Origin of the sequence: Nonomuraea monospora, from assembly GCF_039531895.1 — a bacterium.
Taxonomy (GTDB): domain Bacteria; phylum Actinomycetota; class Actinomycetes; order Streptosporangiales; family Streptosporangiaceae; genus Nonomuraea; species Nonomuraea monospora.
In genome coordinates this window covers 114,562-139,607 of record NZ_BAAAQX010000017.1, presented here as the reverse complement: position 1 = coordinate 139,607, position 25,046 = coordinate 114,562, and the positions used below count along the sequence as shown (strand labels likewise).

23 protein-coding genes are annotated in these 25,046 nt (G+C 71.2%); 11 read left to right on the top strand and 12 right to left on the bottom strand.

Translation table 11 applies throughout. The features are described 5' to 3' along the window. Positions 1–15 precede the first annotated feature (15 nt). Positions 16–1,296 (top strand): thymidine phosphorylase, encoded by a 1,281-nt coding sequence (locus ABD331_RS30410; RefSeq protein WP_344481872.1) that lies wholly within the window; start codon positions 16–18, stop codon positions 1,294–1,296. Between the two features lie 34 nt (positions 1,297–1,330). Here the strand turns inward: ABD331_RS30410 and ABD331_RS30405 are convergent, their stop codons facing one another. Then, on the bottom strand, positions 1,331–1,726 hold the full coding sequence (locus tag ABD331_RS30405) for a MarR family winged helix-turn-helix transcriptional regulator (protein WP_344481869.1): 396 nt from the start codon (positions 1,724–1,726) through the stop codon (positions 1,331–1,333). Between the two features lie 87 nt (positions 1,727–1,813). On the opposite strand from ABD331_RS30405, the gene ABD331_RS30400 reads away from it, so the two are divergent. After that, the gene (locus ABD331_RS30400) at positions 1,814–3,217 is read left to right on the top strand and encodes an MFS transporter (RefSeq protein WP_344481866.1); all 1,404 of its coding nucleotides are present in this window, start codon (positions 1,814–1,816) and stop codon (positions 3,215–3,217) included. Positions 3,218–3,254: 37 nt separating this feature from the next. On the opposite strand, the gene ABD331_RS30395 is transcribed toward ABD331_RS30400, so the two are convergent. Next, positions 3,255–5,141, bottom strand: a complete 1,887-nt coding sequence (locus tag ABD331_RS30395; RefSeq protein WP_344481864.1) for a SigE family RNA polymerase sigma factor — start codon at positions 5,139–5,141, stop codon at positions 3,255–3,257. A gap of 104 nt (positions 5,142–5,245) precedes the next feature. Between ABD331_RS30395 and ABD331_RS30390 the strand changes: the two genes are divergently transcribed. From ABD331_RS30390 to ABD331_RS30375, 4 genes are all read left to right on the top strand, one after another. Next, positions 5,246–5,830 carry an AMIN-like domain-containing (lipo)protein gene (locus tag ABD331_RS30390; protein WP_344481862.1) on the top strand — a complete coding sequence of 195 codons (585 nt, stop codon included), beginning with the start codon at positions 5,246–5,248 and terminating at the stop codon, positions 5,828–5,830. Between the two features lie 5 nt (positions 5,831–5,835). After that, positions 5,836–6,189, top strand: a complete 354-nt coding sequence (locus ABD331_RS30385) for a cupin domain-containing protein (RefSeq protein ID WP_344481859.1) — start codon at positions 5,836–5,838, stop codon at positions 6,187–6,189. 125 nt (positions 6,190–6,314) lie between these two features. Next, positions 6,315–7,400 carry an adenosine deaminase gene (locus ABD331_RS30380; protein WP_344481857.1) on the top strand — a complete coding sequence of 362 codons (1,086 nt, stop codon included), beginning with the start codon at positions 6,315–6,317 and terminating at the stop codon, positions 7,398–7,400. Further along, complete coding sequence (locus ABD331_RS30375) at positions 7,388–8,008, top strand: hypothetical protein (RefSeq protein WP_344481854.1); 621 nt, start codon at positions 7,388–7,390, stop codon at positions 8,006–8,008. Before ABD331_RS30380 ends, ABD331_RS30375 begins: the two co-directional genes overlap by 13 nt. On the opposite strand, the gene ABD331_RS30370 is transcribed toward ABD331_RS30375, so the two are convergent. The 3 genes from ABD331_RS30370 to ABD331_RS30360 are packed head-to-tail and all read right to left on the bottom strand — an operon-like array spanning position 7,942 to position 10,905. Further along, positions 7,942–8,733: an enoyl-CoA hydratase/isomerase family protein gene (locus ABD331_RS30370; protein WP_344481851.1), complete on the bottom strand. Its 792-nt coding sequence runs from the start codon at positions 8,731–8,733 to the stop codon at positions 7,942–7,944. The two genes, ABD331_RS30375 and ABD331_RS30370, sit on opposite strands and share 67 nt — an antisense overlap. After that, on the bottom strand, positions 8,730–10,241 hold the full coding sequence (locus ABD331_RS30365; RefSeq protein WP_344481849.1) for an AMP-binding protein: 1,512 nt from the start codon (positions 10,239–10,241) through the stop codon (positions 8,730–8,732). The genes ABD331_RS30370 and ABD331_RS30365 overlap by 4 nt, the downstream gene beginning before the upstream one ends. Then, positions 10,201–10,905, bottom strand: a complete 705-nt coding sequence (locus ABD331_RS30360; protein ID WP_344481846.1) for a TetR/AcrR family transcriptional regulator — start codon at positions 10,903–10,905, stop codon at positions 10,201–10,203. The genes ABD331_RS30365 and ABD331_RS30360 overlap by 41 nt, the downstream gene beginning before the upstream one ends. A 121-nt stretch (positions 10,906–11,026) precedes the next feature. Here ABD331_RS30360 and ABD331_RS30355 point away from each other — a divergent pair, with 121 nt between their 5' ends. After that, a complete protein-coding gene (locus ABD331_RS30355; RefSeq protein ID WP_344481843.1) occupies positions 11,027–11,512 on the top strand; it encodes a GyrI-like domain-containing protein in 486 nt (161 codons plus the stop codon). Positions 11,513–11,538: 26 nt separating this feature from the next. Here the strand turns inward: ABD331_RS30355 and ABD331_RS30350 are convergent, their stop codons facing one another. The 6 genes from ABD331_RS30350 to ABD331_RS30325 all read right to left on the bottom strand — a co-directional run bounded on the left by ABD331_RS30350 (position 11,539) and on the right by ABD331_RS30325 (position 18,525). After that, the gene (locus ABD331_RS30350; protein WP_344481840.1) at positions 11,539–12,948 is read right to left on the bottom strand and encodes an ATP-binding protein; all 1,410 of its coding nucleotides are present in this window, start codon (positions 12,946–12,948) and stop codon (positions 11,539–11,541) included. A gap of 88 nt (positions 12,949–13,036) precedes the next feature. Further along, positions 13,037–13,762 (bottom strand): hypothetical protein, encoded by a 726-nt coding sequence (locus ABD331_RS30345; RefSeq protein WP_344481838.1) that lies wholly within the window; start codon positions 13,760–13,762, stop codon positions 13,037–13,039. Beyond that, on the bottom strand, positions 13,759–15,402 hold the full coding sequence (locus ABD331_RS30340; RefSeq protein WP_344481835.1) for a phospho-sugar mutase: 1,644 nt from the start codon (positions 15,400–15,402) through the stop codon (positions 13,759–13,761). The genes ABD331_RS30345 and ABD331_RS30340 overlap by 4 nt, the downstream gene beginning before the upstream one ends. After that, positions 15,399–16,202 (bottom strand): purine-nucleoside phosphorylase, encoded by an 804-nt coding sequence (locus tag ABD331_RS30335; protein ID WP_344481832.1) that lies wholly within the window; start codon positions 16,200–16,202, stop codon positions 15,399–15,401. The genes ABD331_RS30340 and ABD331_RS30335 overlap by 4 nt, the downstream gene beginning before the upstream one ends. Positions 16,203–16,204: 2 nt before the next feature. Then, positions 16,205–17,533 (bottom strand): M20/M25/M40 family metallo-hydrolase, encoded by a 1,329-nt coding sequence (locus ABD331_RS30330; RefSeq protein ID WP_344481829.1) that lies wholly within the window; start codon positions 17,531–17,533, stop codon positions 16,205–16,207. Next, positions 17,530–18,525 (bottom strand): Lrp/AsnC family transcriptional regulator, encoded by a 996-nt coding sequence (locus tag ABD331_RS30325; RefSeq protein WP_344481826.1) that lies wholly within the window; start codon positions 18,523–18,525, stop codon positions 17,530–17,532. The genes ABD331_RS30330 and ABD331_RS30325 overlap by 4 nt, the downstream gene beginning before the upstream one ends. A 94-nt stretch (positions 18,526–18,619) precedes the next feature. Between ABD331_RS30325 and ABD331_RS30320 the strand changes: the two genes are divergently transcribed. Beyond that, positions 18,620–19,924 (top strand): MFS transporter, encoded by a 1,305-nt coding sequence (locus ABD331_RS30320; RefSeq protein ID WP_344481823.1) that lies wholly within the window; start codon positions 18,620–18,622, stop codon positions 19,922–19,924. 4 nt (positions 19,925–19,928) lie between these two features. Here ABD331_RS30320 and ABD331_RS30315 read toward each other — a convergent pair whose 3' ends face one another. Beyond that, positions 19,929–20,420: a gamma-glutamylcyclotransferase family protein gene (locus ABD331_RS30315; RefSeq protein WP_262380005.1), complete on the bottom strand. Its 492-nt coding sequence runs from the start codon at positions 20,418–20,420 to the stop codon at positions 19,929–19,931. A 189-nt stretch (positions 20,421–20,609) separates the two neighbouring features. On the opposite strand from ABD331_RS30315, the gene ABD331_RS30310 reads away from it, so the two are divergent. From ABD331_RS30310 to ABD331_RS30300, 3 genes are all read left to right on the top strand, one after another. Further along, on the top strand, positions 20,610–21,998 hold the full coding sequence (locus ABD331_RS30310; protein WP_344481821.1) for an NAD(P)H-quinone dehydrogenase: 1,389 nt from the start codon (positions 20,610–20,612) through the stop codon (positions 21,996–21,998). A 111-nt stretch (positions 21,999–22,109) separates the two neighbouring features. Then, complete coding sequence (locus tag ABD331_RS30305) at positions 22,110–22,643, top strand: hypothetical protein (RefSeq protein WP_344481818.1); 534 nt, start codon at positions 22,110–22,112, stop codon at positions 22,641–22,643. Between the two features lie 107 nt (positions 22,644–22,750). Continuing rightward, the gene (locus tag ABD331_RS30300) at positions 22,751–25,036 is read left to right on the top strand and encodes a TIM-barrel domain-containing protein (RefSeq protein WP_344481816.1); all 2,286 of its coding nucleotides are present in this window, start codon (positions 22,751–22,753) and stop codon (positions 25,034–25,036) included. The last annotated feature ends 10 nt before the right edge of the window (positions 25,037–25,046 follow it).

Genomic DNA, 25,046 nt, shown 5'->3' with positions numbered 1-25,046 from the left:
GCGGGAGCGCGTGACATGGACGCCATCGAGGTCATCCGCGCCAAGCGCGACAGAGGCGAGCTGACCACGGCCCAGATCGACTGGGTGATCGACGCGTACACGCGCGGCGACGTGGCCGACGAGCAGATGTCGGCGCTGGCCATGGCGATCCTGCTGAACGGCATGGACCGCCGGGAGATCGCCGACTGGACGCAGGCCATGATCCGCTCGGGCGAGCGCATGGACTGGTCGGCGCTCGACCGGCCGACGGCCGACAAGCACTCGACGGGCGGCGTCGGCGACAAGATCACGCTGCCGCTGGCTCCGCTGGTGGCGGCGTGCGGCGCGTACGTGCCGCAGCTCTCCGGGCGGGGGCTGGGGCACACGGGCGGCACCCTCGACAAGCTGGAGTCCATCCCCGGCTGGCGGGCCTCGCTCTCCAACGACGAGATGCTCGGCGTGCTGCGCTCCGCCGGGGCCGTGGTGTGCGCGGCGGGGTCGGGGCTGGCGCCCGCCGACAAGAAGCTGTACGCGCTGCGGGACGTCACTGGCACCGTCGAGTCGATCCCGCTGATCGCCTCGTCGATCATGTCGAAGAAGATCGCCGAGGGGACGGGGTCGCTGGTCCTGGACGTGAAGGTCGGCTCGGGGGCGTTCATGAAGACCGTCCCGGCGGCTCGTGAGCTGGCCGAGACCATGGTCGCGCTCGGCACCGACGCGGGCGTGCGTACCGTCGCGCTGATGACCGCCATGGACCGCCCCCTGGGGCGGGCCGTGGGCAACGCGCTGGAGGTCGCCGAGTCGGTGGAGGTGCTGGCCGGCGGCGGGCCCGCCGACGTGGTGGAGCTGACCGTGCGGCTGGCGCGGGAGATGCTGGAGGCCGCCGGGATCTCCTCGGGCAAGGACCCGGAGAAGGCGCTGGAGGACGGGTCGGCCATGGACGCGTGGCGGCGCATGATCTCCGCGCAGGGCGGCGACCCGGACGCGCTGCTGCCCAGGGCCGCCGAGACGATGACGGTGGAGATGCCCGGCTCGGGGGTGCTGACCCGGCTGGACGCGTACGCCGTGGGGCTGGCCGCCTGGCGGCTGGGCGCCGGGCGGGCGCGTAAGGAGGACCCGGTCTCGTTCGGGGCCGGGATCGAGCTGCACGCCAAGCCGGGTGATCTGGTGCGGGCGGGGCAGCCGCTGATGACGCTGCACGCCGACGAGACGTCCCGCTTCGAGCGGGCGCTGGAGGCGCTGGAGGGCGGTTACGCGGTGGGGGAGGCGGTCGGGGAGCAGTTGCCCCTCGTCATCGACCGGATCACCGCACAGTAGGAGTCATCGGGCCGGGGTCATCGGGCGGCCGGAGTCAGCGGGCCGGAGTCAGCGGGGCCGGGGTGTCGGCGAACACCTCGGCCAGCACCGCCCGCTGCGTCGGCAGGGCTTCGGCGTGGCGGGCGCGCCCGTCGTCCGTGATGCAGACGAACACCCCCCGCCTGTCGCTGTCGCACACGCCGCGCGTGACGAGCGCGGCCTTCTCCAGGCGGGCCACCACGCGCGAGAGCGCGCTCTGACTGAGGTGGACTTCCTCGCACAGCTCCTGGATGCGGAGCTTCCTGTCGTGGTGCACGATCCGATCCAGCACCTCGAACTCGCTGGGCCCCAGGCCGTGCCGGTCGCCCAGCTCGCGCTCCAGCCTGCACATGGCCTGCGCGTGTTTGGCCAGGACGTAGTGCCAGGTGTCGACCACGAACCGCTCGTCCATGTCGCGGAGGTTACCACTTCGGGAAAACTCATGCAACGGCATTAAATGCACTTGCATTAGATGTGTGTGCATGTATTGTTCTGACCCATGTCCTCTTCCTCATCCCGCTGGGGCGCGCTCGCCGTGCTCTGCGCAGTGATCTTTCTTGACGCCCTGGACGTCTCGATGGTCGGTGTCGCCCTCCCCGCCATCCAGCACGACCTGGGCCTGACCACGTCCTCCTTGCAATGGGTTGTCAGCGGTTACGTGCTCGGCTATGGCGGTCTTCTGTTGCTCGGGGGCAGGACCGCCGACCTGCTGGGGCGGCGCAGGGTGTTCCTGGCCGCGCTCGGCGTCTTCGCCGTGGCGTCGTTGCTCGGTGGTGTCGTGGACGACGGCGGCTTGCTGATCGCGGCCAGGTTCATCAAGGGCGTGGCCGCCGCGTTCACCGCGCCCGCCGCTTTGTCGATCATCACGACGACCTTTCCCGAGGGCCCCGAGCGCAACAAGGCGTTGAGCATCTTCACCGCCTGCGGCGCCAGCGGCTACTCGCTCGGCCTCGTGCTGTCCGGCTTGCTGACCGAGATCGGCTGGCGGTGGACGCTGCTCATGCCGGTGCCCGTCGCCGTGATCGCGCTGGTGGCCGCGTTGAAGCTGCTGCCGAAGGGCCGGGAGGAGCGGGCCGAGGGCGGCCACGACCTGGTTGGCGCCGTGACGATCACCGCGTCGATGCTGCTGCTCGTCTTCACCGTCGTGCAGGCGCCCGAGGCCGGCTGGGCCTCGCTCCAGACGATCGGCTCGCTGGTGGGCGTCGCCGCCCTGCTCGGCCTGTTCGTCCTCGCCGAGCTGCGCACCCGCCACCCGCTGGTGCGGCTGGGCATCCTGCGCTCCGGCCACATCGTGCGGGCCAACCTGGGGCTGCTCATCCTCATGGGCTCGTACGTGGCCTTCCAGTTCGTGGCCATGCAGTACTTCCAGAACCTGCTCGGCTGGTCGGCACTCGGCACCGCCATGGCGTTCCTGCCCGCCGGCCTGCTCGTCGCCGTCACCTCCACCAAGATGGGCGACTTCGCCGACCGGTTCGGCACCGGCAAGCTGATCGTGATCGGCGCCGCCGCACTGGCCGGCGGGTACGCGATCTTCCTCGGCATCGACCGCACCCCCAGCCTCGGCGGCCTGGTGATCCCCGGCATGATCCTGCTGGGCATCGCGTTCGCGCTGTCGTTCCCCTCGCTCAACATCCAGGCCACCAACGGCGTGGACGACGACGAGCAGGGCCTGGCCTCCGGCCTGCTGAACACCTCAGGCCAGGTCGGCGGCGCGATCGTACTGGCCGTGGTGACCGCCGTGCTCACCTCGGGCGGCGGCGAGACGCTGTCCATCGGCTCGCTGCGCGCGGCCATCGTGGTGTCGCTGGTGCTGGCCCTGGTCGGGCTGGCCATCTCGGCGACGGGACTGCGCGCCCGCAAGGCCGTCCCCGCCGAGAACACGCGGGTCTACGAGACCGTCTGAACCAGGGCCCCGCCGGAACCCCCGGTGGGGCCCTTCCCTACGGCCTGACCGCGCCCAGCGGGGACCCGTAGTCGAGCCACTCGACCCAGTCGCCTGTCACCTCCGTGATGTCGCCCGACTTCACGTTCACCTTGGTCAGCGCCACGTAGTCGTCGTCGTCCCAGGACCGCACCAGCACCTCGTCCTCGCGGACCCAGCGCTCGACGGCGATCAGGTCGTAGTCGGAGAGGTCCGTGCGCGGCCCGCCCATGCGGCCGGTGCGGCCGTCCATCGTGACGAGCTCGGAGTCCGCCGTGATCAGGGCCAGCGTCCGGCCGTCAGGGGACACGGCGCCGCCGAGGTCGATGAGACCCGGGTCGATGCGGTAGCCGCCTTCGAGGGCGGTCAGGCCGTTCAGGTGGAACGTGGTGAGCGAGGCGTGGCCGGGCACGTCCGAGACGTTCCGCTGCTGGGCGACCGCCCGCGTCCCGTCGTCGGTCACCCCCAGGATGTGCACCTCCTGGCCGTACTCGTAGTGGGTGACGCCGGTGTCGAAATCGAGCGTGGCCCCGTCGGACAGGCCGAAGTCCACAGAGAAGAAGCGGCCGTTCGGTGAGACCGTGAGGTGCGGGGCGACCTGCGCGTCCCTGACGTCGATGAGCTTGACGACCCCTGTGGGCAGGTCGCGGACCGCGTACTGGCCGGTGAGCTGCCGGTAGGCGAGGCGGCGGCCGTCCTGGCTGATGGCCAGGGGCATGGTGACGCCGCTGTCCTCGTCGTAGCCGGCCCGCGCGCCGCCCAGCCGCCACTCGTTGCCGGACGTCGTCTGCAGCCGCCACTGGGCGCAGGGCCGGGGGTCGTTCGCGTTGTTCTCGCCCTCGCTGCGGCAGTAGCCCTGCCACGCGTACTGGATCGGGTCGTCCAGCTTGGCCGGCAGCAGGCCCGGCAGCTCCGCCTCCTCCTCTTCCACGGAGGGCGGCGTGTACGAGCTGGTCGGCGAGGTCATCGCCTGCTCGAACGTGGTGGCCATCGAGTTCACACCCGCCACGACCAGGGCCACGAACGCGCTCAGCGTGCCCACCGACACGGTCGTCCAGGTGGCCACGCGGATCCTGCGGCCCCTGGTGATGCGGGCCAGGACCGCGCCGGCCACGTCGGTGTGCGTGGCGGGCAGGGCGGTGACCAGGGCGACCAGCCCGCCGCGCGGCCCGGCGCCGTCGCGTGCGTGCGGCTCCGCGTGCTGGGGGGACGGCGCGGCCCACTCGGGTCGGTGTTCGCCGGACGGCGCCGCCTGCCCGGGATCGCGTTCCTCGAACGGCGCGGCCCACTCGGGGTGGTGTTCCCCGGACGGCGCCGCCTGCCCGGGCGCGCGCTCCTCGAACGGCGCGACCCACTCGGGACGCTGTTCCTCGGGCGGTGCCGCCTGTCCTGGATCGCGTTCCTCGAACGGCGTGGCCCATCCGGGGTGGTGTTCCCCGGACGGTGCGACCTCGTGCTCCTCGGGCGGCGCAGCCGCCTCGGACGGGGGCTGCGGGGCGGCGGGGAAGAGCTCGGGGTGGGTGGCCTGGAGGTGGGCGTGGGCCTGGTGGAGCTCCCTGTCCAGGTCACCTGTCCACACGCCGGTCATCGTCGCCACCTGCTGCGGGTGCAGCGCGTCGTGGTGGCGGGCGACGAAGGCGGCGCGGGTCCTGGGCGGCAGCACGCCCAGCGGGTACGTCGCGGGCGGCGGCACGTCGGCGGCCAGGAACCGCCGGTACAGCTCGCTCAGCACGACGAGGGCGGGCCCGTTGGCGCGGACGGCGGTCCAGCGGCGGCACACCTTCACCAGCGAGTCGATCGCCAGGCTCCTGGCGCGGTCCTGGTCGCCGGTCAGCAGGTACGCGGTGCGGACGAACGAAGGCCCGTAATCACCCAGGAAGATGGATAAATCATTGGACTTGCTCACGTATATGACTCCTTGTGGGTCGATCAAGGTAGAGGCGCACCGAACCCCGCGATGAACTGCGGAAACGCCGCTTGCGGCCCCGCACGCCGGGGCATCTACCGGGCATGCGCTCGTCATCCCCGCCCCGTGGCCGGCCGCTGGCTCGCGTGGTCGCCCCGCTCGCCTGCCTCTCCGTCCTGCTCGCCGGATGCGGCACCGCCCAGCAGACCGCCGGCACCCTGCCCCGGCAGACCTCCAGCGCCACCGCCACCCCCGGCACGCCGACCAGCACCACCGAGGTGGACGTCGAGCGGCCCGGGATGGAGCCCGCCGTCGTGACGGCCGTGCGGTACGCCGCCCACGCAACCTATGACCGGTTGGTCGTGGACCTCAAGGGAGATATCCCGGGATATAGCGTGAAATGGGTGGACGAGTTCGTCCAGGACGGCTCAGGCAAGCCCCTCGGCGTGCACGGCGGCGCCTACCTCCAGCTCACCCTCTTCCCCGCGAACGCCCACGACGACCAGGGGCGGCCGACCTGGGCGGGCGGGCCCGTCTACCAGGCCGGGCTCGACAACCTCACCGGCGTCGTCAGGACCGGCGACTTCGAGGGACGCGTCGGCATCGGGCTGGTGCTGGGCAGGCGGGCGCCGTTCCAGGTCACCGAGAAGGGCTCGCCGAGCCGGCTCGTCCTCGACGTGGCACACTGACGTCCGTGGTGAGAAAGATCGAGGGCCCGGCCCGCATCCCCGTACCTGGCGGAAAGCTCATCGACGAGCACATCGGCCGCGTCAACAGCGGCGACGAGGCGGTCTCCATCGCCCACATGACCGCCCCGCCGGGGTGGGAGGAGCCGGCGCAGCGGCCGTCGTTCACCGAGTACACCGTGGTGCTGCGCGGGACGGTGCTCGTCGAGCACGCCGAGGGGACGACCCGGGTCGAGGCGGGGCAGTCCGTGGTGACGGCGGCGGGGGAGAAGGTGCGTTACAGCGTCGGGCCGGAGGGGGCGGAGTACATCGCGGTGTGCCTGCCCGCGTTCTCCCCGGAGACGGCGGGCCGCGAGGACTGACGGCGAGGCCGCGTCGGCTGACGGCGGGCCGCGAGGACTGACGCCGGGTCGCGCGGATCGGCGGCCTTTCAATCGCGACGAGCCGCCCTGGCCGCGCGAGTGGGTCATGCTCATATCATGGCCAGATGAGCCCCACGCTAGACGAGATCCGGCGGGCTCCCAAGGTCCTGCTGCACGATCACCTCGACGGCGGTCTCCGCGCCGAGACGATCGTCGACCTGGCCAGGGAGAGCGACTACGACCGGCTGCCCACCACCGACCCCGACAACCTGCGCCAGTGGTTCGAGGAGGCCTCCGACTCGGGGTCGCTCGAACGCTACCTGGAGACGTTCGACCACACGGTCGCCGTCATGCAGAGCCGCGAGTCGCTCGTCCGCGTGGCCGCAGAGTGCGCGCAGGACCTGGCAGACGACGGCGTCGTCTACGCCGAGGTGCGGTACGCGCCCGAGCAGCACACCACCAAGGGCCTGAGCCTGGACCAGGTGGTGGAGGCGGTGCTGGAGGGGTTCGAGCAGGGCTCGCGGGGCCCCGGGGGTCAGCAGCGCATCCGGGTGGGCACGCTGCTGACCGCCATGCGGCACCAGGCGCGCTCCAGGGAGATCGCCGAGCTGGCCGTGCGTTACCGCGACGGCGGCGTGGTGGGGTTCGACATCGCGGGCGCCGAGGCCGGTTACCCGCCCACCCGGCACCTGGACGCGTTCGAGTACCTCCAGCGGGAGAACGCCCACTTCACCATCCACGCCGGCGAGGCGTTCGGGCTGCCGTCGATCTGGCAGGCCATCCAGTGGTGCGGCGCTGACCGGCTGGGTCACGGCGTGCGCATCATCGACGACATCTCCGTCGCCGGCGACGGCACCGCCAAGCTGGGCCGGCTGGCCGCGTACGTCCGCGACAAGCGCATCCCGCTGGAGATGTGCCCCACCTCCAACCTGCAGACCGGCGCCGCCGTGTCGATCGCCGACCACCCGATCGGGCTGCTGCGGCGGCTGCACTTCCGCGTCACGGTCAACACCGACAACCGGCTGATGAGCTCGACGAGCGTGTCGCTGGAGTTCCACAAGCTGGTGGAGGCGTTCGGCTACGGCTGGGACGACCTGCAGTGGTTCGCGGTGAATGCGATGAAGTCGGCGTTCATCCCGTTCGACGAGCGGCTGGCGCTGATCAACGGTGTGATCAAGCCGGGGTTCCAGCAGATCAAGTGGCAGCCGTGAAGCACACCTACCGGTCCAAGACGGCGTTCGTGCTGGCGTGGGTGTGGCTGGCGTTCGTCGCGTTCAACGTCTGGGACCTGATCGTGCGCTTCAACGGCAAGCCGTCGCTCATCGCGCTGGCCGTGCTCGGGGTGCTGACGGCGCTCGTCTACGCCGTCGCGCTGCGCCCCGCCACCGTCTTCACGGAGGAGGCGCTGGTGGGGCGCAACCCGTTGCGCACCACCGTGCTGCCGTGGGCGTCCGTCGAGGACGTCACGGTGTCGCACGCCATCACCGTGCGGCACGGCGAGGAGCGGGCGCTGCGGCTGTGGACGCCGATGAGCAGCGCCCGCGAGCGGGCCAAGGCGCAGCGGCGCGGCACGCCCACGCAGCGGCGCGGCCGGTTCCAGGCCGAGCCGACGCTGTCCAGGGGCGAGCAGGCGGCGATGGAGGCGTTCGCCGGAAAGACGCACGCCGACTGGGTGGGCGACCAGATCCGCGAGCGGTCCGAGTCGGCCAGGCGCCGCGGCCAGGACGCGGCGCCCGCCCGGGTGAGCTGGGCCTACGACTCGATCGGGGTGCTGGTGGCCGCTCTCGCGCTGGTGGTCGTCGCCGCCGTCATCCCCTGAGGCCTGCTTCTGCTGACGAACGCGGCCATGCCCGCCTGGGCGATGCCCGAGGCCTCCACCTGCTCGGCCGCCTCCGTCTCCACCTGAAAGGCCCGCTCCACGTCCGCCAGTGACGGCCGCAGCAGGGCCAGGTGCGCGGCGGTGGCCGTGCCGGGGGCGGTCCAGTGGTGCACGCGCGCGATCGCCGCCTCCACCAGCTTCCCGGCGGGCACGATCTCGTCCAGCAGGCCCGCCGCCAGGGCGTCGCGGGCGCTCATCCTGGTCGAGTCGAGCACCGTCCGCAGCGCCCTGCCGCCGACCAGCCGGGGGAGCAGGAGGCTGGCGGCGTTGGAGATCGACAGGCCGATGTGGTTCTCCGGGAAGAAGTACTCGGCCGTCTCGGTGCCGATGCGCAGGTCGAAGCAGAGCGTCCACTCGGCGGCGCCGCCCACGGCCAGCCCGTTGACCGCCGCCACCACCGGCACGCGCGTCTCCAGCACGGCCCTGGTCATGTCGTGGAACAGCGCCACCTCCTCGACCAGCGACCGGCCGACGGCCTGGTGGATGTCCTCCCCGGCCGAGAACGCCCGGCCGGTGCCGGTGACCACGATGCCTCTGGCGCTCGCGCCGTGCTCGCGCACGGCCGCCGCCAGGTCCGCGCGCATGGCGGCGGTGAGGGCGTTCAGCTTCTCGGGACGGGCGAGGGTGATCAGGGCCACCTCGTCGCGTACGGTCACGTCGATCATCGCTGCTCCTTGCCGGTCTGCGGGATCTGGATGGCGGGGGCGGCCCGCTGGTCGCGTCCGGGCCGCAGGAGGTGGCGCTTCTCGATGCGGGCGGACGGGGTCAGCGCGAACTCCTCGACGAACTCCACGTACGCCGGGACCTTGAAGCGGGCCAGGCGGCTGCGGGCGTGCCCGGCCACGCTCATGGCGGTGTCCTCGGTGGCCGGGTGGCCGGGACGGAGCTGGATGAACGCCTTCGGCACCTCGCCCCACAGCTCGTCGGGCACGGGGACCAGGGCCGCCGACAGCACCGCCGGATGCTCGGCGAGCACGCGCTCCACCTCGGCGCAGGAGATGTTCTCGCCGCCCCTGCGGACCATGTCCTTGATCCGCCCGACGTGACGCAGGTGGCCCTGCTCGTCGCGTTCGCCACGGTCGCCCGTGTGGTACCAGCCGCCTCTGAACGCCTCGGCGGTGGCCTCCGGGTGGTTCCAGTAGCCCTTCATCATCGGGACGCCCCTGACCAGGATCTCGCCGGTCTCGTCGTCGAGCACGACCTCCTTGCCCGGCGGCGCGACCCCCAGCGAGCCGGTGCCGACCGTGTCGGTCGCGTCGAGGGGCGACACCAGGTCGGGGCCGCTCTCCGTGGAGCCGTACAGCTCGCGCCACGGCGCGCCCCAGCGCTCCTCGAACGTGGCGTGCAGGTCGGGCTGGATGCCCGAGCAGAGCACCGCGCGCATGCGGTTGTCGCGGTCGTGCGGGCCCGGCGGCTGCTTGTGCAGGAGGAGGGGCATGGTGCCCAGCACGTACGTGAGCGTCGCCCCCTCCCGCCTGGCCGAGGCCCAGAAGCCGGAGGCGGAGAAGCGGGGCAGCACCACCAGGGGGACGCCGCCCATCAGGCACAGGAGGGTGACCCACTGGGGATCCATGTACGAGTACGCCTGCGCGATCATGAAGACGTCGTCGTCGCGGAGCCCGACCTGGTCGGCGGCGATGCGGGCGGTCCTGAGCCAGTAGTCGTGGGTGAGCATGCAGGCCTTGGGAAAGCCCGTCGTCCCCGACGTGTACTGAAAATTCGCGACATCGTCGGGGGCGAGGCGGGGGAGGGGGCGGGGCGTGCCGTCCTGCAAGGCGTCGAGAAGGTGCACGGCGCCGGGGATGTGCGGGGCGTGCTCGCCGGTGGTGATCGTGGCCACCGCGCCCGAGTCGCGCAGGACGTGCTCCAGGTCGGCGGCCCGGTAGCGGACGTTCACCGGCACGGTGATCGCGCCCGCCTTGAGCACGGCCAGCCAGCTCAGCGGCCAGCCGGGCACGTTGTCCATCATGATCGCCACCCGGTCGCCGGGGCGGACGCCCTTGTCGAGCAGGGCGCCCGCCATCCGGTCTGAGCGCTCGTCGGCTTCTTCGAAGGTGAGTGTGGTCGGGGAGACGTCGGCGTCGGTGGCGGTGGCGGTGGGGAAGCGGAGGAACTCGCGCGCGCCGTACGTGTTAGCGGCGTGCCTCATCAGGTCGGGGATCGTCTCGGTCATCCAGCGGCTCCCACGGGTACTCGGGCAGCAGGGAGAAGTCGGCGGTCGCGACGGGCTGAACGGCGGATGCGCGGACGGCGGCCAGGCCGATCGCGACGAACTCGGCGCACACCTGCTCCAGCGTGGAGCGCCCGTCGGGGCGGTACCACTCGCTGGTGCCGGTGCACATGGACATCAGGGCGAGCCGGGTGAGCTGCTCGTCGGCGACGCGGAACACGCCTTCGGCCACCCCGTCGGCCAGCGCGTCCTTCCAGTGGGCCTCGTACGCGTCGCGCAGGCCGATGATCTCGTCGTGAGCGGCCGAGCCGGGCGTGAGCGAGCGCAGCTCGCCGTCCATGACGCGGGTGGTCATGGGGTTGCGGGCGTGGACGGCGGTGAGCGAGCCGATGAGCAGGGCCAGGCGGTCGGCGGGACGGCTGTGGGGGGCGAGCAGGCGCTCGGTGGAGTCGATGAGGCCGCGCTGGCCGGCCCGCATGAGGTCGGCCAGCAGGGCCTGCTTGCTGGTGACGTGGTGGTAGATGCCGGCGTTGGTCATGTTGACCGCTCTGCCGAGGTCTCTGATGCCGGTGGCCGCGTAGCCCTGCCGCGCGAACAGCAGCACGGCCGCCGTCCTGATCCGCTCGCCGGCGTCGTGGTCGCGGTCGGTGAGATTGCTGATGATCATGTACCTACCGAACGTTCGGTCGCCCGCTTTCTCCCGGACGTTACCCCAAGGCCTGAAAAATTGCCATAGTGCCGATGAGTTTCAGGGCCCCGCACCGTACTGAAGGGGTGAAGGAGGAAACATGCCACAGATCATCGAGTTTCCCGACCGCCCGTACATCGGGGTGCGCGGCACCATCACCATGACCACCTTCGGGCTGGTCGCGGACCGCATCGGAGAGATCATCGGCTGGCTGGCCGAACGCGGCGCGCACTCGGCGGGGGCGCCGTTCCTGCGTTACGAGAGCGTCGACCTGGCGGCCGACCGGCTGGTGGTGCAGGCCGGTGTGCCGGTCGCGGCGCCGCTGGAGGGCGAGGGCGACCTCTTCGCCGCCGTCCTGCCCGCCGGACGGTACGCCACCGTCACCCACCACGGCCATCCCGACCAGCTCTTCGGCGTCGTCGAGGCGCTGCTGAAATGGGGCGAGGAGCAGGGGCTGGCCTGGGACATGACGGAGAAGGACGGGGCCGAGCACTGGGGGTGCCGCCTGGAGCTGTTCCAGACGGATCCCCGCGTGCAGCCCGACCTGCACGAGTGGGACACCGGCCTGCAGTTCCGCCTGGCCTGACCGGGCGCCGGCGCTGGGCGTCCTGCTCAGCGCCAGGCGTCCAGCAGGTGTTCCGGGGTGATGTGCGTGACGCCGTCCACCTCGCAGCCGCTGCGGGCGACGGCGTAGAGGGGGGTGGAGGTGTCCGCGCCCGGCATCCGGGAGCGGTGGACGATGAGCTCGCTCAGGTCGTGGTGGTCGAAGGGACGGTTCTCCAGCCACTTCACGGATCCGACGAAGGTGATCTTCTTGGCGACGGGCTCCCGGTCGGCGCCGATCAGGTCGATCTCGGGGTTGTTGGTGCGGGTCCAGTAGCCGCCGATCGCGCCGGTGTCCTCGGGCAGGCCGTCCATGCGACGCATGCTCTCCGCAATCACGGGCTCGATGGCCGTTCCTCGCCAGGTCGTCCATGAGCGGCGGATACGCTCCAGGATCAGGTCTCCCCGGTCACGTTCGATGTCCGTCATGCGAGTCCCGATGAACGAGATCCAGAACCGCAGATGTGAGTCGATCACGCGGTAGCGCGTGTCCCGGGAGGGACGCGTCGACAGCGGCCGTTCCACGGCGATCATGCGTTTCTCGAGGAGGAACTGGAGTGCGCGGTTCATGGTCGCGCGGGGGATCTCCTGTGTCGCGGCCGCGATGTTGGAATGCGTCCGCTGGCCCGATCCGATGGCCTTGAGGACCTGATGGGCATGCGCTTCCGGCGGGAACTCGGCAGCCAGAGCACGTTCTCCGCTGACGATCAGTGCTGAGAGCGGATCCTGGAGCGCCCGATCCAGATAGGTCCAGGGCGAAGCGCCCCTGGGCCACTCCTCACAGATCATCGGCAGTCCGCCGGAGATCAGATGAGCGTCGAACGCGTCGGCGGGAGACAGATCGAGTGCTTGCCCGACGTCGTACGGAGTCAGCGGGCCGATCACGAAGTCGGCGGCCCGCTGGTAGAAAGGACGCCCATAGGTGTTGATCGCCTCCATCATGGACAAATCCGAGCCGATGAGAAGCAGCAGGACCGGTCGTCGGGAGAACTCCTTGTCGAAGAGCTTCTGCAGCACGCCCTCCAGCGTGGGATCAGCTTTGATCAGGTACGGCAGCTCGTCGATGACCACGATGCTGGGAGAGTCCTCGGGCAGGCAGCGTGCCAGGAGGGCGAGCGCGTCGTGCCATGAGACGGGGCGCTGGTCGTCGAAGACGTTCGCGGCCGGCAGGTTCGACGAGCGAACGTCTTCGGTGAAGGTGCGCAGCTCAGCGCTGAGAGTCTGTCCGGTCGCCGTGTAGTACAGGTGCGGCACCTGTGACCGCCGGATGAACTCCTCGGCCAGGCGGGACTTCCCGACGCGACGGCGTCCTCTCACGAGAAGCGCGCGTCCTGGCCGGTCGTACTGACGACGAGCCGTTTTCTCGAGTGCGCGATCGAGCACGGTGAGCTCTCGTTGTCTGCCGATGAACGGTTCCATCGCCCTCCTTGGTCTCACAGATGAGACTATCCCTGAGAGGTGGTATCAGGAGGGTGACTTGGTGAACCTGTCTCTGCTGATGGTCTCATCAATGAGACAAAGAGCCCCGCATCAACGCCAGATCCTCCCCCCACCCGTCGAAAACGTCCCCGTGCCCGGCCGCCCGCGCGTGCGGCTCCAGCTCGTTCAGCAGCCTCCGCACCGCCCGCGCGACCTCCGGCGACAGCACCGCCTCCAGCCGGGGCAGCAGCTCATCGGCCGCCCACATGGGCAGGCGAAGCGGATGCCGCCGCAGCTCCCACGCCAGGTACTTGTTGTACGGCCGCACCCGCCCGTGCAGCGCGAACACGTACTCCAGGTAGTAGGGCAGGGACTCGGCGCCGTCGAGCCGCGCGCCGAGCGCGTCGCCGGCGCGGTCGTTCTTCAGACACCGGTACATGCCGTTAAGGAAACCGCCCAGCGCCTCCGGCGCCAGCACGCGCGCCTCCTCGGGCGACAGCGCGCCCTTCGCGGCGACCAGCTCGCCGATGCCGCCCGCGTCCTTCAGCACCTTGGCGTACGCGAAGGAGTACCGGTTCCATTCGGTGCCCGAGCCGGGCAGCGCGTGCGCGCGGAACTCGTCGAGCGTCATCACCGCCACGTCCAGCACCGCGCCCCGGCTCGGCGTGGCCGCAGAGGCGTCGGTGACGATCAGGTAGACGTCGTGGTCGGAGTGGGCGGTGGCGGCGCCCTCGCGGGCCTGGGAGCCGCTCAGCACCACCCCGAGCACCTTCGGGTCCTGTAAGGCCTGGGCCAGGAAGGCGTCGAAGGTCACAGGCCCAGCCGGGCGGTCAGGTCGGCCTTCAGCGCGTCGAGCCGCTGCTCCGCGCGTGTCCTGGCCTCCTGCGGGGTGCCGGTGACCGGGACGACGACCTCCAGGTAGCACTTGAGCTTGGGCTCGGTGCCGGAGGGCCGGACGACGACGCGGGCGTCGTCCGACAGGCGGTAGCGCAGGCCGTCGGTGGGCGGCAGGCCGCCGTCGCCGCGCGCGAGGTCGTCCACCCGCTCCACCGCCAGGCCGCCCAGCTCCGGTGTGTCATCGGTGCGCAGGCGGGTCATGGCGGCGGCGATCAGCGAGAGGTCGGCGACGCGGAAGGAGAGCTGGGACGTGGCGTGCAGGCCGTAGCGGCGGGCCTGGTCGTCGAGCAGGTCCAGCAGCGTGCGGCCGTCGCGCTTGGCCGCCGCCGCGATCGCTGCCACCGTGAGGGCCGCGCCGATGCCGTCCTTGTCGCGGACCGGCAGGCCCGCGTCCGACCCGATGCTGTAGCCGAGCGCCTCCTCGTAGCCGAAGACCAGCCCAGGGCCCGCCTTGATGATCCACTTGAAGCCGGTGAGCGTCTCGCCGTAGCGGACGCCGTGCCGCCGGGCGAGCTTGCCGAGCAGGGAGGAGGAGACGATGGTGGTGGCCACCATGCGGTCGCCGGTGGTGTGCGTGATGACGTGCTCGGCCAGCAGCCCGCCCACCTCGTCGCCGGTGAGCATGCGCACGCCGCCGCCGGGCAGCGGCACGCCCACCGCGCACCTGTCGGCGTCGGGGTCGTTGGCCAGCACCAGGTCGGAGCCGAGCTTGGCGGCCAGGGCGGCGGCCAGGTCCATCGCGCCCGGCTCCTCCGGGTTGGGGAAGGCCACCGTGGGGAAGTCGGGGTCGGGGTTGCGCTGCTCCTCGACCGCCATCGGGCACTCGAAGCCGGCCTGGAGGAAGGCGTCGGTGAGGGTCGCCGAGCCGACCCCGTGCAGCGGGGTGTAGGCCACGCGCAGGTCGCGGGCGTCGCCGAGCGGCAGCGCGGTCACAGCGGCGAGGTAGTCGTCGACGATGCCCTCGCCCAGCTCGGTCAGCGTGCCGGGGCCGTTCAGCGGCAGCTCGTCCACGCGGCCCACGGCGTCGATGGCGGCCGAGATCTCGCCGTCGATCGGCGGTGTGATCTGCGAGCCGTCGCCCCAGTAGACCTTGTAGCCGTTGTCGCGCGGCGGGTTGTGGCTGGCGGTGACCGTCACGCCGGCGTCGGCGTCGAGGTGGCGGACGGCGAAGGCCAGCACGGGCGTGGGCAGCGGGCCGGGCAAAAGCGAGGCGTGCAGGCCCGCCCCGGTCAGCACGGCCGCCGTGTCACGGGCGAACACGTCGGACTTGTGCCGGGCGTCGTAGCCGATGACCACGTGCTTGCCAGGGCCGAGCACCGCGGCCAGGCCGGCGGCGGCGCGCATGACGGTGACGCGGTTCATCCGGTTGGGGCCCGCGCCGAGTTCGCCGCGCAGGCCCGCCGTGCCGAACTCCAGCTTGGCCGCGAAGCGGTCTTCGAGGGCGGGCAGGTCCTCGTTCTCGATCAGCGCGGACAGCTCGGCGCGGGTGTCGGGGTCGGGGTCCTGCGCCAGCCATACGCGCGCCGCCCCCAGGAGGCCCTCCAGGTCCGGTCTCACAGCCGGTCCACCACCTTGGCCAGCAGCACGCCCATGCGGGCGGCCGTGGCGCGGCCCACCTCCAGGACCTCCTCGTGGTTGAGCGGCTCGCCCGACAGGCCCGCTCCCGGGTTGGTCACCAGCGAGATGCCCAGCACCTCCAGACCGGCCTCGCGGGCCGCGATGCCTTCCAGCACGGTGGACATGCCGACCATGTCGCCGCCCAGCGTGCGCAGCATGCGGATCTCGGCGGGCGTCTCGTAGGTGGGGCCGCGGAAGGCCACGTAGACGCCCTCGGCCAGGGACGGCTCGATCTCGCGGACCAGCGCGCGCAGGCGGCGCGAGTAGACCTCGGTGAGGTCGATGAACGTGGTGCCGGTGATCGGGTTGTCGCCGGTCAGGTTGATGTGGTCGCTGATCAGGACGGGGTCGCCGACGTTCTGCGTCTCGGGGCGCAGCCCGCCGGCCGCGTTGGTGAGCACGAGTGTGCGTACGCCGGCCGCCGCCGCCGTGCGTACGCCGTGCACGACCGCGTCCACCCCGAGCCCCTCGTACAGGTGGGTGCGCCCGAGGAAGATCAGCGCGTGCCGGCCGGAGGAGGTGCGCACGACGCGGATCTTGCCGCCGTGGCCCGCGACGGCGGGCGCCCGGAAGCCGGGCAGGCCGGTGAACGGGATCTCCCGCACCGTCTCACCGATCGCGTCGGCGGCGGGCACCCACCCCGACCCCATGACGAGGGCCACATCGAAGGTGTCGAGGCCCGCGGCGCTGCGGAGCGCCGCGGCGGCCTCTTCGGCCAGGCTGTACGCGTCTTTGGTCACCTTCAGTAGTTTAGGAGCAGCCTGTCCAGGACCCGCACCCCGAACTGCAGCGCGTCCACCGGCACCCGCTCGTCCACACCGTGGAACATCGCGGCGAAGTCCATGTCGGCGGGCAGCCGCAGCGGCACGAACCCGAACCCGCGCACCCCCAGGTCGGCGAAGAACGTCTTGTTGTCGGTGCCGCCCGACATGCAGTACGGGATCGCCCGCGCGGCAGGGTCCTCCTCCTTCAGCGCCGCGATCATCGACTCCACCAGCGCACCGTCGAACGAGGTCTCCAGCGCGATGTCGTGGTGCACGAACTCGCGCCGCACCTTCGGCCCGAGCAGCCCGTCGACGGTCTTGAAGAAGTCCTCCTCGAACCCGGGCAGGAACCGCCCGTCCACGACGGCCGTGGCCTGGCCGGGGATGACGTTCGACTTGTATCCGGCGCCGAGCTGGGTCGGGTTGGTGGTGTTGCGCAGGGTCGCGCCGACGAAGCGCACCAGCGGCCCGATCTTGTCCAGGATCGGCTGCGGGTCGTTCTCGTCGAACGGGAGGCCGAACGCGTCGGCGACCTCGGTGAGGAAACGGCGCACCGTCGGGGTGTAGGTGAGCGGCCAGTCGTGGCCGCCGATCCTGGCGACGGCCTTGGCGACCTCGGTGACGGCGTTGTCGTCGTTCAGCATCGAGCCGTGGCCGGCCGTGCCGTCGGCGATCAGCTTCATCCAGGCCAGCCCCTTCTGGGCCGTCTCGATGAGGTAGAGCCGCAGCGACGGGTCGACCTCCAGGGAGTAGCCGCCGACCTCGCTGATCGCCTCGGTGACGCCCTCGAACAGCTCGGGGTGGTGCGCGGTGAGGTACTTGGCGCCGTACACGCCGCCAGCCTCCTCGTCGGCCACCCAGGCGAAGACGAGGTCGCGGCGCGGCCTGCGGCCCTCCTGCTTGATCTGGCGCAGGACGGCCAGCATCATCGCGTCCATGTCCTTCATGTCCACGGCGCCGCGGCCCCAGATGTAGCCGTCGCGCACCTCGCCCGCGAACGGGTCGACCGTCCAGTCGTCGGCGTTGGCCGGCACGACGTCCAGGTGGCCGTGGACGAGCAGGGCGGGCAGCGACGGGTCGGTGCCCTCGATCCGGGTGATCACGTTGCCGCGGCCCGGCTCGCTCTCCACGTAGGTGGCCTCGATCCCGACCTCGGCCAGCCTCGACATGACGACCTCGGCCGCGGCGCGCTCGCCGGGGCCGCTGCCGTCGCCGTAGTTGCTGCTGTCGACGCGGATCAGCTCCACGCACAGGTCGGCGACTTCCTTCTCGGCAGCACTCGCGGCAGCGCTCGAATCAGGGGTCATGGTGTTCTCTCCAGTGTGAGCAGTCCGGACTTGTGGAGGTGACCGCGCTTGTACGCGCGGGTGATCAGCGTGAGGTCGACGTCGGTGATCTCGTCGTACCGGCCGACGACGCCGGTCATGAAACGGTAGAGCGCCGCCTCGTGCGCCGCCACGACCTGCACGATGAGGGAGTGCGTGCCCGTTGTGGCGGCGCAGTAACGGACGCTGGGGTGCGCTGCCAGTTGCTGGCCGACCAGGTCGAGGCCGTGCGGGCGGACCTTCAGCCAGAGCATGGCCTCCACCTCCAGGCCGAGCAGCGCGGGCTCCACCTCGGCCCTGGGCAGCAGCAGCCGCCGCTCGATCAGCGAGGTGACCCGCCTGCGGGCGGTCGGCACGGAGATGTCGAGCCGCTCGGCGACGGTGGTGAACGCGATCCGGCCGTCGGCGGTGAGCAGCTCGGCGATCTCCTGCTCCAGGGGTGAGAGCCCCTCCTCGTCGGGCAGCCGGTCGGCCGGCGGGCCGGGCCGCAGCTCGGCCACCTCCCGCTCGGTCAGGTAGGGGGCGTGCCACTCGGCGACGGTCCTGAACGTGTGCAGCACGACCTGGGTCTGCGTCTGCAGCACGCCGTCGATGTCGGAGACCTGCGAGGACAGGATGCGGTGCAGGTCCTCCCTGGACGGTGAGACCAGCTCGCAGCCGAGGTCGGCGGCCCCGGTCAGCGAGTAGACCGAGCGCGTGTCGGCCCGGTCGGCCAGCGCCTTGGCCACCTGCGCCGTCGTGCCGGGCCGCACCTGGACGTGCAGGTGCACCGGCCGCCCGTGCCCGGTGCGCAGGTCGTCGTAGATGGCCGTGACGCGGACCACCCCGTCGGTGATCAGCCGCTGCAGCCGGCGGGCGACGGTGCGCTCGTGCTCGCCCACGGCCCGGCCGATCTCACCCCACGACGCGCGGGGGCTGACTTGCAGCGCGGCCACGAGCCGCTGGTCGAGAACGTCCACCTGCACCCGTCTCATTGTCGGGAAGTTAAATATTTCAGCGAATATTTGACTGTTTCGGTCGCCCGAATGCACAGTAAGCCATCACGCACTTGTCAGCAAAGGAGCCCACGTGGCGACCTCCCCCCTCGCGCCATCACCACTCGGCATCCCCAAGAGCCGCGTCCGCCAGCTCATGGCGGCCAGCATCGGCAACGTCGTGGAGTGGTACGACTGGTATGCGTACACGTTCCTGGCGGTCTACTTCTCCGAGCAGGTCTTCCCGAAGGGCTCGGCCAACAGCCTCGTGCCGCTGCTGAGCTCGTTCGCCGTCTTCGCCGTCGGCTTCTTCATGCGCCCGCTCGGCGGCCTGCTCGTCGGCGCCTTCGCCGACAGGTACGGCCGCAAGAACGCCATGACGTTCACCATCGTCCTGATGGGCGCGGGGTCGCTGCTCGTCGGCCTGACCCCGACGTACGCGGCCGTCGGCCTGCTCGCGCCGATCATCCTCACCCTGGCCAGGCTCATCCAGGGCCTGTCGGTGGGCGGCGAGTTCGCCGCCGCCACCACGTTCCTGGTGGAGTCGGCCCCGCCCGGCCGCCGCGGCCTGTTCTCGAGCTTCCAGTACGTCAGCACCACCATCGGCCAGCTCATCGCCTCCGGCCTGGCCGCGCTCCTGGCCACCAGCCTGGTCGAGGCCGACATGGACTCCTACGGCTGGCGCATCCCGTTCTTCGTGGGCGCCGTGCTGAGCCTCGTCGGCCTGTGGATCCGCAAGGGCGCCGACGAGACCTCCGCCGTGGCGGAGGAGATCCGGCGGGGCGAGGCCGAGCGGCCCAAGCTGTTCGACTTCCTCAAGCACTACCCGAGGTCGGCGGCCACGATCGTGGGCATCACGATCGCCGGCACCGTCGCCTACTACACGTGGACCAGCTTCCTGCCCACCTACGCGCAGATCACCGTCGGCTTCGACAAGGCGGACTCGCTGCAGATCGGCACGATCTCGCTGGTCTTCTTCATGATCCTGCAGCCGCTGCTCGGCATGCTGTCGGACCGGGTCGGGCGCAAGCCGATGCTGATCACGTTCGGGCTCGGCTTCCTCATCCTGCCCGTGCCGCTGCTCGGCCTGCTCACCGACTCCTACGCGAGCCTGCTGATCGTGCAGCTCGTCGGCATGGTCTTCCTCGGCTGCTTCACCTCGATCTCGGCCGCGGTGAACTCCGAGCTGTTCCCGACCCGGGTGCGGGCGGCGGGGGCCGGGTTCCCGTACTCGCTGACAGTGGCCCTCTTCGGCGGCACCGCCCCGCTGATCGGCACCGCGCTGCAGGAGGCGAAGAACCCCGGGCTCTTCCCCTGGTACATGTCGGCGCTGGCGCTCGTCTCGACGCTGGTCTACCTCTTCGTGCTGAAGGAGACCAAGGACCAGCCGCTGCGCTGACCCCTCAGCCGCCGAACGAGGTGCAGGGGCGCTCCCGCAACTCCTTGACGTACTCGTCGGGGGCGCCCGCCCGCTCGGCCGCCTCGGCCAGGCTGCCCAGATAGCGGGCCGAGGGCAGGCCGCCCTCGTAGCCGTCGAGCACGTAGAACCAGGCCACGACCTCGCCGTCGAGCGTCTGCACCCGCAGCCGCACCTTGTGGTACGCGCCGCGCACCGCGCCCTCCCACTGGTCGAGCGAGGTCTCCTCCCAGTCGGGCACGTCGTAGAGCACCACGAACACGTGCTCGTCCGGGGCCTCGACGATCGTGGCGATCGCGCCCTCCCAGGCGAGGTCCATGCCGCCGAACGTCAGGCGCCAGCCGGGCAGCCAGCCCACACCCCAGATGGGCGAGTGGGGGGCACGCATCGCCATCTGCTCGGGATCCATGTTGGTGCCGTACGCGCCGTACAGTTTGAGATCACTCGGCTTGCCCGAACGGTCCGAAGGCCATGCCACGATCCACCCCTCCCGCCGGGTGCCACTCGTCATCCAGCTACCCGCGCCATCCTGCCACGCCTGGGCGCCGCGCCGGTCCACCGAATCGGGCGGCGCGAGAGTCGTGTCCGCCGGCGCTGAACGATCGCCCGCGGCGGTGATCACGGCCCCGTTGTCGCTTCGCCTGGCCGGTGCGGGAGAATGGGACACGTGACGAGGATCGTGATCATCGGTGGCGGACCAGGCGGCTACGAGTCGGCGCTGGTGGCCGCTCAGCTAGGCGCGCAAGTCACGATGGTCGAGCAGGACGGCCCCGGCGGGGCGTGCGTGCTGACCGACTGCGTGCCGTCCAAGACTCTGATCGCGACCTCGGTGCGCAAGCAGGCGCTGCTCGACGCCGCGTCCCTGGGCGTGTCGTTCTCCGGCGGGTCCGACGGCGACGCCGGCGTGGTCGGGGTCGATCTGCCGCTGGTCAACAAGCGGGTCAAGGAGCTGGCGCAGGCGCAGTCGGCCGACATCGCGACGCGGGTCGAGGCCGAGGGCGTGGAGATCATCAAGGCGCGCGGCCGGCTGGTCGACCCGCAGGTGGTCAGGGCCGGCGACCGCACGATCAGGGCCGACGTGGTGCTGGTGGCGACCGGGGCGACGCCCCGCGTGCTGCCGGGCGCCGAGCCCGACGGCGAGCGCATCCTCACCTGGCGGCAGCTCTACGACCTGGAGGAGCTGCCCGAGCACCTGATCGTGGTCGGGTCAGGGGTTACGGGCGCGGAGTTCGCGGGCGCCTACCGCTCGCTCGGGGCCGAGGTCACGCTGGTGTCCAGCCGCGACCGGATGATGCCCAACGAGGACGCCGACGGCGCCGAGGTGCTGGAGGAGGTCTACCGGCGGCGCGGGATGAACGTCATGGGGCGCTCGCGGGCCTCGTCCGTCAAGCGCACCGCCGACGGGGTGGTGGTGACGCTGGAGGACGGGCGCACCGCTGAGGGCTCGCACGCGCTGATGACCGTCGGCATGATCCCCAACACCTCCGGCATCGGCCTGGAGGAGGCCGGGGTGCAGCTCGACAGGGGCGGCTTCGTCAAGGTCGACAAGGTCTCGCGCACCTCCGCGCCCGGCGTGTACGCGGCAGGCGACTGCACGGGCGTGCTGATGCTGGCCTCCGTCGCCGCCATGCAGGGCCGGATCGCGGTGTGGCACGCGATGGGCGAGGCCGTGCAGCCGCTGCGGCTGGCCACGGTGTCCTCCAACATCTTCACCGACCCCGAGATCGCGGCGGTCGGCGTCGCCCAGCGGGCCATCGAGGCGGGCGAGATCGAGGCGAACGTGGTCAAGCTGCCGCTGGCCACCAACGCGCGGGCCAAGATGCAGGGCTTCAACGACGGGTTCGTGAAGCTGTTCTGCCGCCCGCACACCGGCATCGTGCTGGGCGGCGTCGTCGTGGCGCCGCGGGCGTCCGAGCTGATCCTGGCCGTGTCGGTGGCGGTGCAGCAGCGGCTGACCGTCGACCAGCTCGCGCACACGTTCGCGGTCTACCCGTCGCTGTCGGGCTCGATCACCGAGGCCGCCAGGCGGCTGATGCAGCCGGGAGTGTCCATCTAGTACATGTGAGATGCCTCATGCCGCCAGTGCGTATTTGAACGCACCGGCGAAACCGCTCGGTTTCTACCGTGAAAGCGCACCAGGGACATTCAACACAGAAGGAGTAGTCCCGTGGCTTTCAGAAACCGAGTGCTCGCAGCGACCGCCACCGTGGCCGCGGCGGGCGCCATCCTCGCCGGCGGTCCCGCCGGCGGCGCCTCCGCCACCAGCGCCATGGGGGCCCAGAACATCAGCACGCTCATGACGGTCTGCACCAAGGACACGATCAGGAACTTCAACGCGTGCACCCCGTTCCAGCGCAGCGTCTTACTGAACCCTGGCCAGTCCAAGACCTTCGTGGTCGAGGGGCTGAGCAACCCGGCGGCGCCCAAGGGCGGCATGAAGGGCATCGTGAGCTGGGAGGTGTCGATGGACGCCGTCGGCAACGCGAGGGTGCGCTACCGCGACGACGGCTTCTTCACGCTGCTGTTCGACTCACCCGGCAACAGGACGGTGGGCGACACCGTCGTGCCCGCCAGTGCTCTGACGAACGTCACGCTGCCCACGAGCGGGGCCGCCGTGTTCCGCCAGGCCGCCGTCACCGACACGACGCTCTTCAGCGGCTCGCGCACGGACTTCACGCTGTCCGCGCGCATCGGCCTGTAGAACCGCGGCCAGGGAGCTCCGGGCCCGGCCACGTCAACGGTTGACCTTTGTTGGTATGGACACCAAACTAAGTCACGAGTTGGCGCAGCCGTTCTGAAGGAGCTTCCATGCCCTATCGCCCGCCGCTGGTCGCGCACGAGTACTTCGTCGCCGACCCGCCCGAGTTGCCGGTCCGTGAGCGGGGCGAGGGCGGCCTGTCCGCGCTCACCTCCGCCGAGCTGGTCGCGGCCGACGGCGCCGAGGTGATGCTGAAGGCGGTCACCTCGGCGGAGGAGACGCTGGTCGTGCAGGTGGGCGTGGCGGGCGAGGGGGTCATCAGGGTCCGGCTGTCGGAGGACGCGACCGCCAGGCCGCGTTCCGAGCGGGCCATCGCGCTGGTGTCGCCCGGCACGTACTCAGGGGCACGTGTCGAGGCGGCCACCGGCGGGCCGATCGTGATCGACGCCGGCCCGCTGCGGGCCGAGATCAGCCTGCACCCCTGGCACCTGCGCTTCACCGACGCGGCGGGGCGGACGCTGGTCGAGCAGGACCGGGGGCACATCGACATCAGCGGCAGGCTGCGCACGCTGCCGTTCGGCCGCTCCAGCTCCGCCGGTACGGCCGTCGCCTATCACGAGAGCTTCGTCGCCGCCCCCGACGAGGCGTTCTCCGGGTTCGGCGAGTCGTTCACCCGGCTGGACAAGCGCGGCCAGCGCCCCGTCATGTGGAACTTCGACGCCTTCGGGGCCGAGTCGCAGCGGGCCTACAAGAACGTGCCGCTCTACCTGTCGAGCAGGGGCTACGGCGTGCTCGTCGACAGCGGCGCGCCCACGGAGTTCGACGTGTGCCAGTCGACGCACAGCGCGGTGCAGATCGTGGTGCCCGACGACGTGCTCGACTACTACGTGATCGCCGGGCCGGCGCCGTCCGACGTCCTGGACCGTTACGACCTGCTGACCTGCCGGCCGTCGCTGCCGCCGAAGTGGGCGTTCGGGACGTGGATCTCCTCCGGCTTCTGCGTGGACAGCCAGGAGCGGGTGCTGGCCAGGGCGCGCACGATCAGGGAGCGCGGCATCCCGTGCGACGTGCTGCACCTGGACACCTACTGGCAGGCCGACGGGCACTGGTCGGAGCTGAAGTGGGACGCGGTGAACTTCCCCGACCCGGACGCCATGCTCGCCGAGCTGGACGCGATGGGGTTCAAGGTCTGCCTGTGGATGAACCCCTACATCTCCCACCTCAGCCCGGCGTTCCGCGAGGCCGCCGAGGCTGGATACTTCCTGCTGAACCAGGCGGGTCAGGTGTACGTCGCCGACTGCTGGCACGGCTCGTTCCCGGCCTGCGGCATCGTCGACTTCACCAACCCGGCCGCCGCCGAGTGGTTCCAGGGCCTGCTGCGCCCGCTGCTGCGCCAGGGCGTGGCCGCCTTCAAGACCGACTTCGCCGAGGGCGTGCCCGGCGACGCCGTGGCGCACAACGGCATGACCGGCGCCGACCTGCACAACGTCTACACGCTGCTGTTCAACGATCTGGTCGCCGGGGTCACCCGCGAGGTCAACGGGCACGACCTGGTCTGGGCGCGCTCGTCGTACCTGGGCGGGCAGCGCCACAGCGCCCAGTGGGGCGGCGACACCTACACCAGCTACGCCGCCATGGGCAGCACGATCAGGGGCGGGCTCGCGCACGGCCTGTCCGGCGTGCCGTTCTGGAGCCACGACGCGGGCGGCTTCACCGGGCGCCCGACGGACGACCTGTACGTGCGCTGGAGCCAGTTCGGCGCGCTGTCCCCGCTGCTGCGGCTGCACGGCACCACGACCAGGGAGCCGTGGGAGTTCCCCGAGGTCGAGGCGGAGGCCGTGGCCGCGCTCAGGCTGCGCTACCGGCTGATGCCCTACCTCTACTCGGCGGCCGTGGAGGCGGCGCGCACGGGCGCGCCGATGATGCGGGCGCTGTGCGTGGACTTCCCCGGCGACCCGGTGGCCTGGCAGGCCGACCTGCAGTACCTGCTCGGCCGCGACCTGCTCGTCGCCCCCATGACCGCGCCGGAAGGCACCCGTCAGGTGTACCTGCCGCGCGGCCTGTGGGTGGACTACTGGACGAACGAGGTGCTGGAGGGCGCCCGTTACGTCACGGTCAGCAAGCCGCTCGACCAGATCCCCCTCTTCGTCCGGCACGGCGCGCTCATCCCCGTCCAGGAGCAGCGGGACACGGTGGACGTGCCGGCCGAGATCACCCTCGTCGCCTTCGGGGGCGGCGACGGAACTGTCGAAATCCACGACGCGGACGGCGTGACGGTCGCCGCCGCCACCAGGGACGGCGAGGAGCTGCGTGTCGCCGTCACCGGCCCGAAGCGCGTCACCGGGGTGGAGATCGCCCCGGTGGCCGGAGCTCCCGCGCGGGCCGTCATCTCGTAACACCCCCCTG

Excerpts from the sequence above, each read along its gene's own strand:
- ABD331_RS30325 (WP_344481826.1), bottom strand. The coding sequence starts at position 18,525 with ATGAGACGGGTGCAGGTGGACGTTCTCGACCAGCGGCTCGTGGCCGCG.
- ABD331_RS30365 (WP_344481849.1), bottom strand. The coding sequence starts at position 10,241 with ATGACCGAGACGATCCCCGACCTGATGAGGCACGCCGCTAACACGTAC.
- ABD331_RS30380 (WP_344481857.1), top strand. The coding sequence starts at position 6,315 with ATGAGCCCCACGCTAGACGAGATCCGGCGGGCTCCCAAGGTCCTGCTG.
- ABD331_RS30350 (WP_344481840.1), bottom strand. The coding sequence starts at position 12,948 with ATGGAACCGTTCATCGGCAGACAACGAGAGCTCACCGTGCTCGATCGC.
- ABD331_RS30330 (WP_344481829.1), bottom strand. The coding sequence starts at position 17,533 with ATGACCCCTGATTCGAGCGCTGCCGCGAGTGCTGCCGAGAAGGAAGTC.
- ABD331_RS30370 (WP_344481851.1), bottom strand. The coding sequence starts at position 8,733 with ATGATCGACGTGACCGTACGCGACGAGGTGGCCCTGATCACCCTCGCC.
- ABD331_RS30360 (WP_344481846.1), bottom strand. The coding sequence starts at position 10,905 with ATGATCATCAGCAATCTCACCGACCGCGACCACGACGCCGGCGAGCGG.
- ABD331_RS30300 (WP_344481816.1), top strand. The coding sequence starts at position 22,751 with ATGCCCTATCGCCCGCCGCTGGTCGCGCACGAGTACTTCGTCGCCGAC.
- ABD331_RS30405 (WP_344481869.1), bottom strand. The coding sequence starts at position 1,726 with ATGGACGAGCGGTTCGTGGTCGACACCTGGCACTACGTCCTGGCCAAA.
- ABD331_RS30390 (WP_344481862.1), top strand. The coding sequence starts at position 5,246 with ATGCGCTCGTCATCCCCGCCCCGTGGCCGGCCGCTGGCTCGCGTGGTC.
- ABD331_RS30400 (WP_344481866.1), top strand. The coding sequence starts at position 1,814 with ATGTCCTCTTCCTCATCCCGCTGGGGCGCGCTCGCCGTGCTCTGCGCA.
- ABD331_RS30410 (WP_344481872.1), top strand. The coding sequence starts at position 16 with ATGGACGCCATCGAGGTCATCCGCGCCAAGCGCGACAGAGGCGAGCTG.
- ABD331_RS30355 (WP_344481843.1), top strand. The coding sequence starts at position 11,027 with ATGCCACAGATCATCGAGTTTCCCGACCGCCCGTACATCGGGGTGCGC.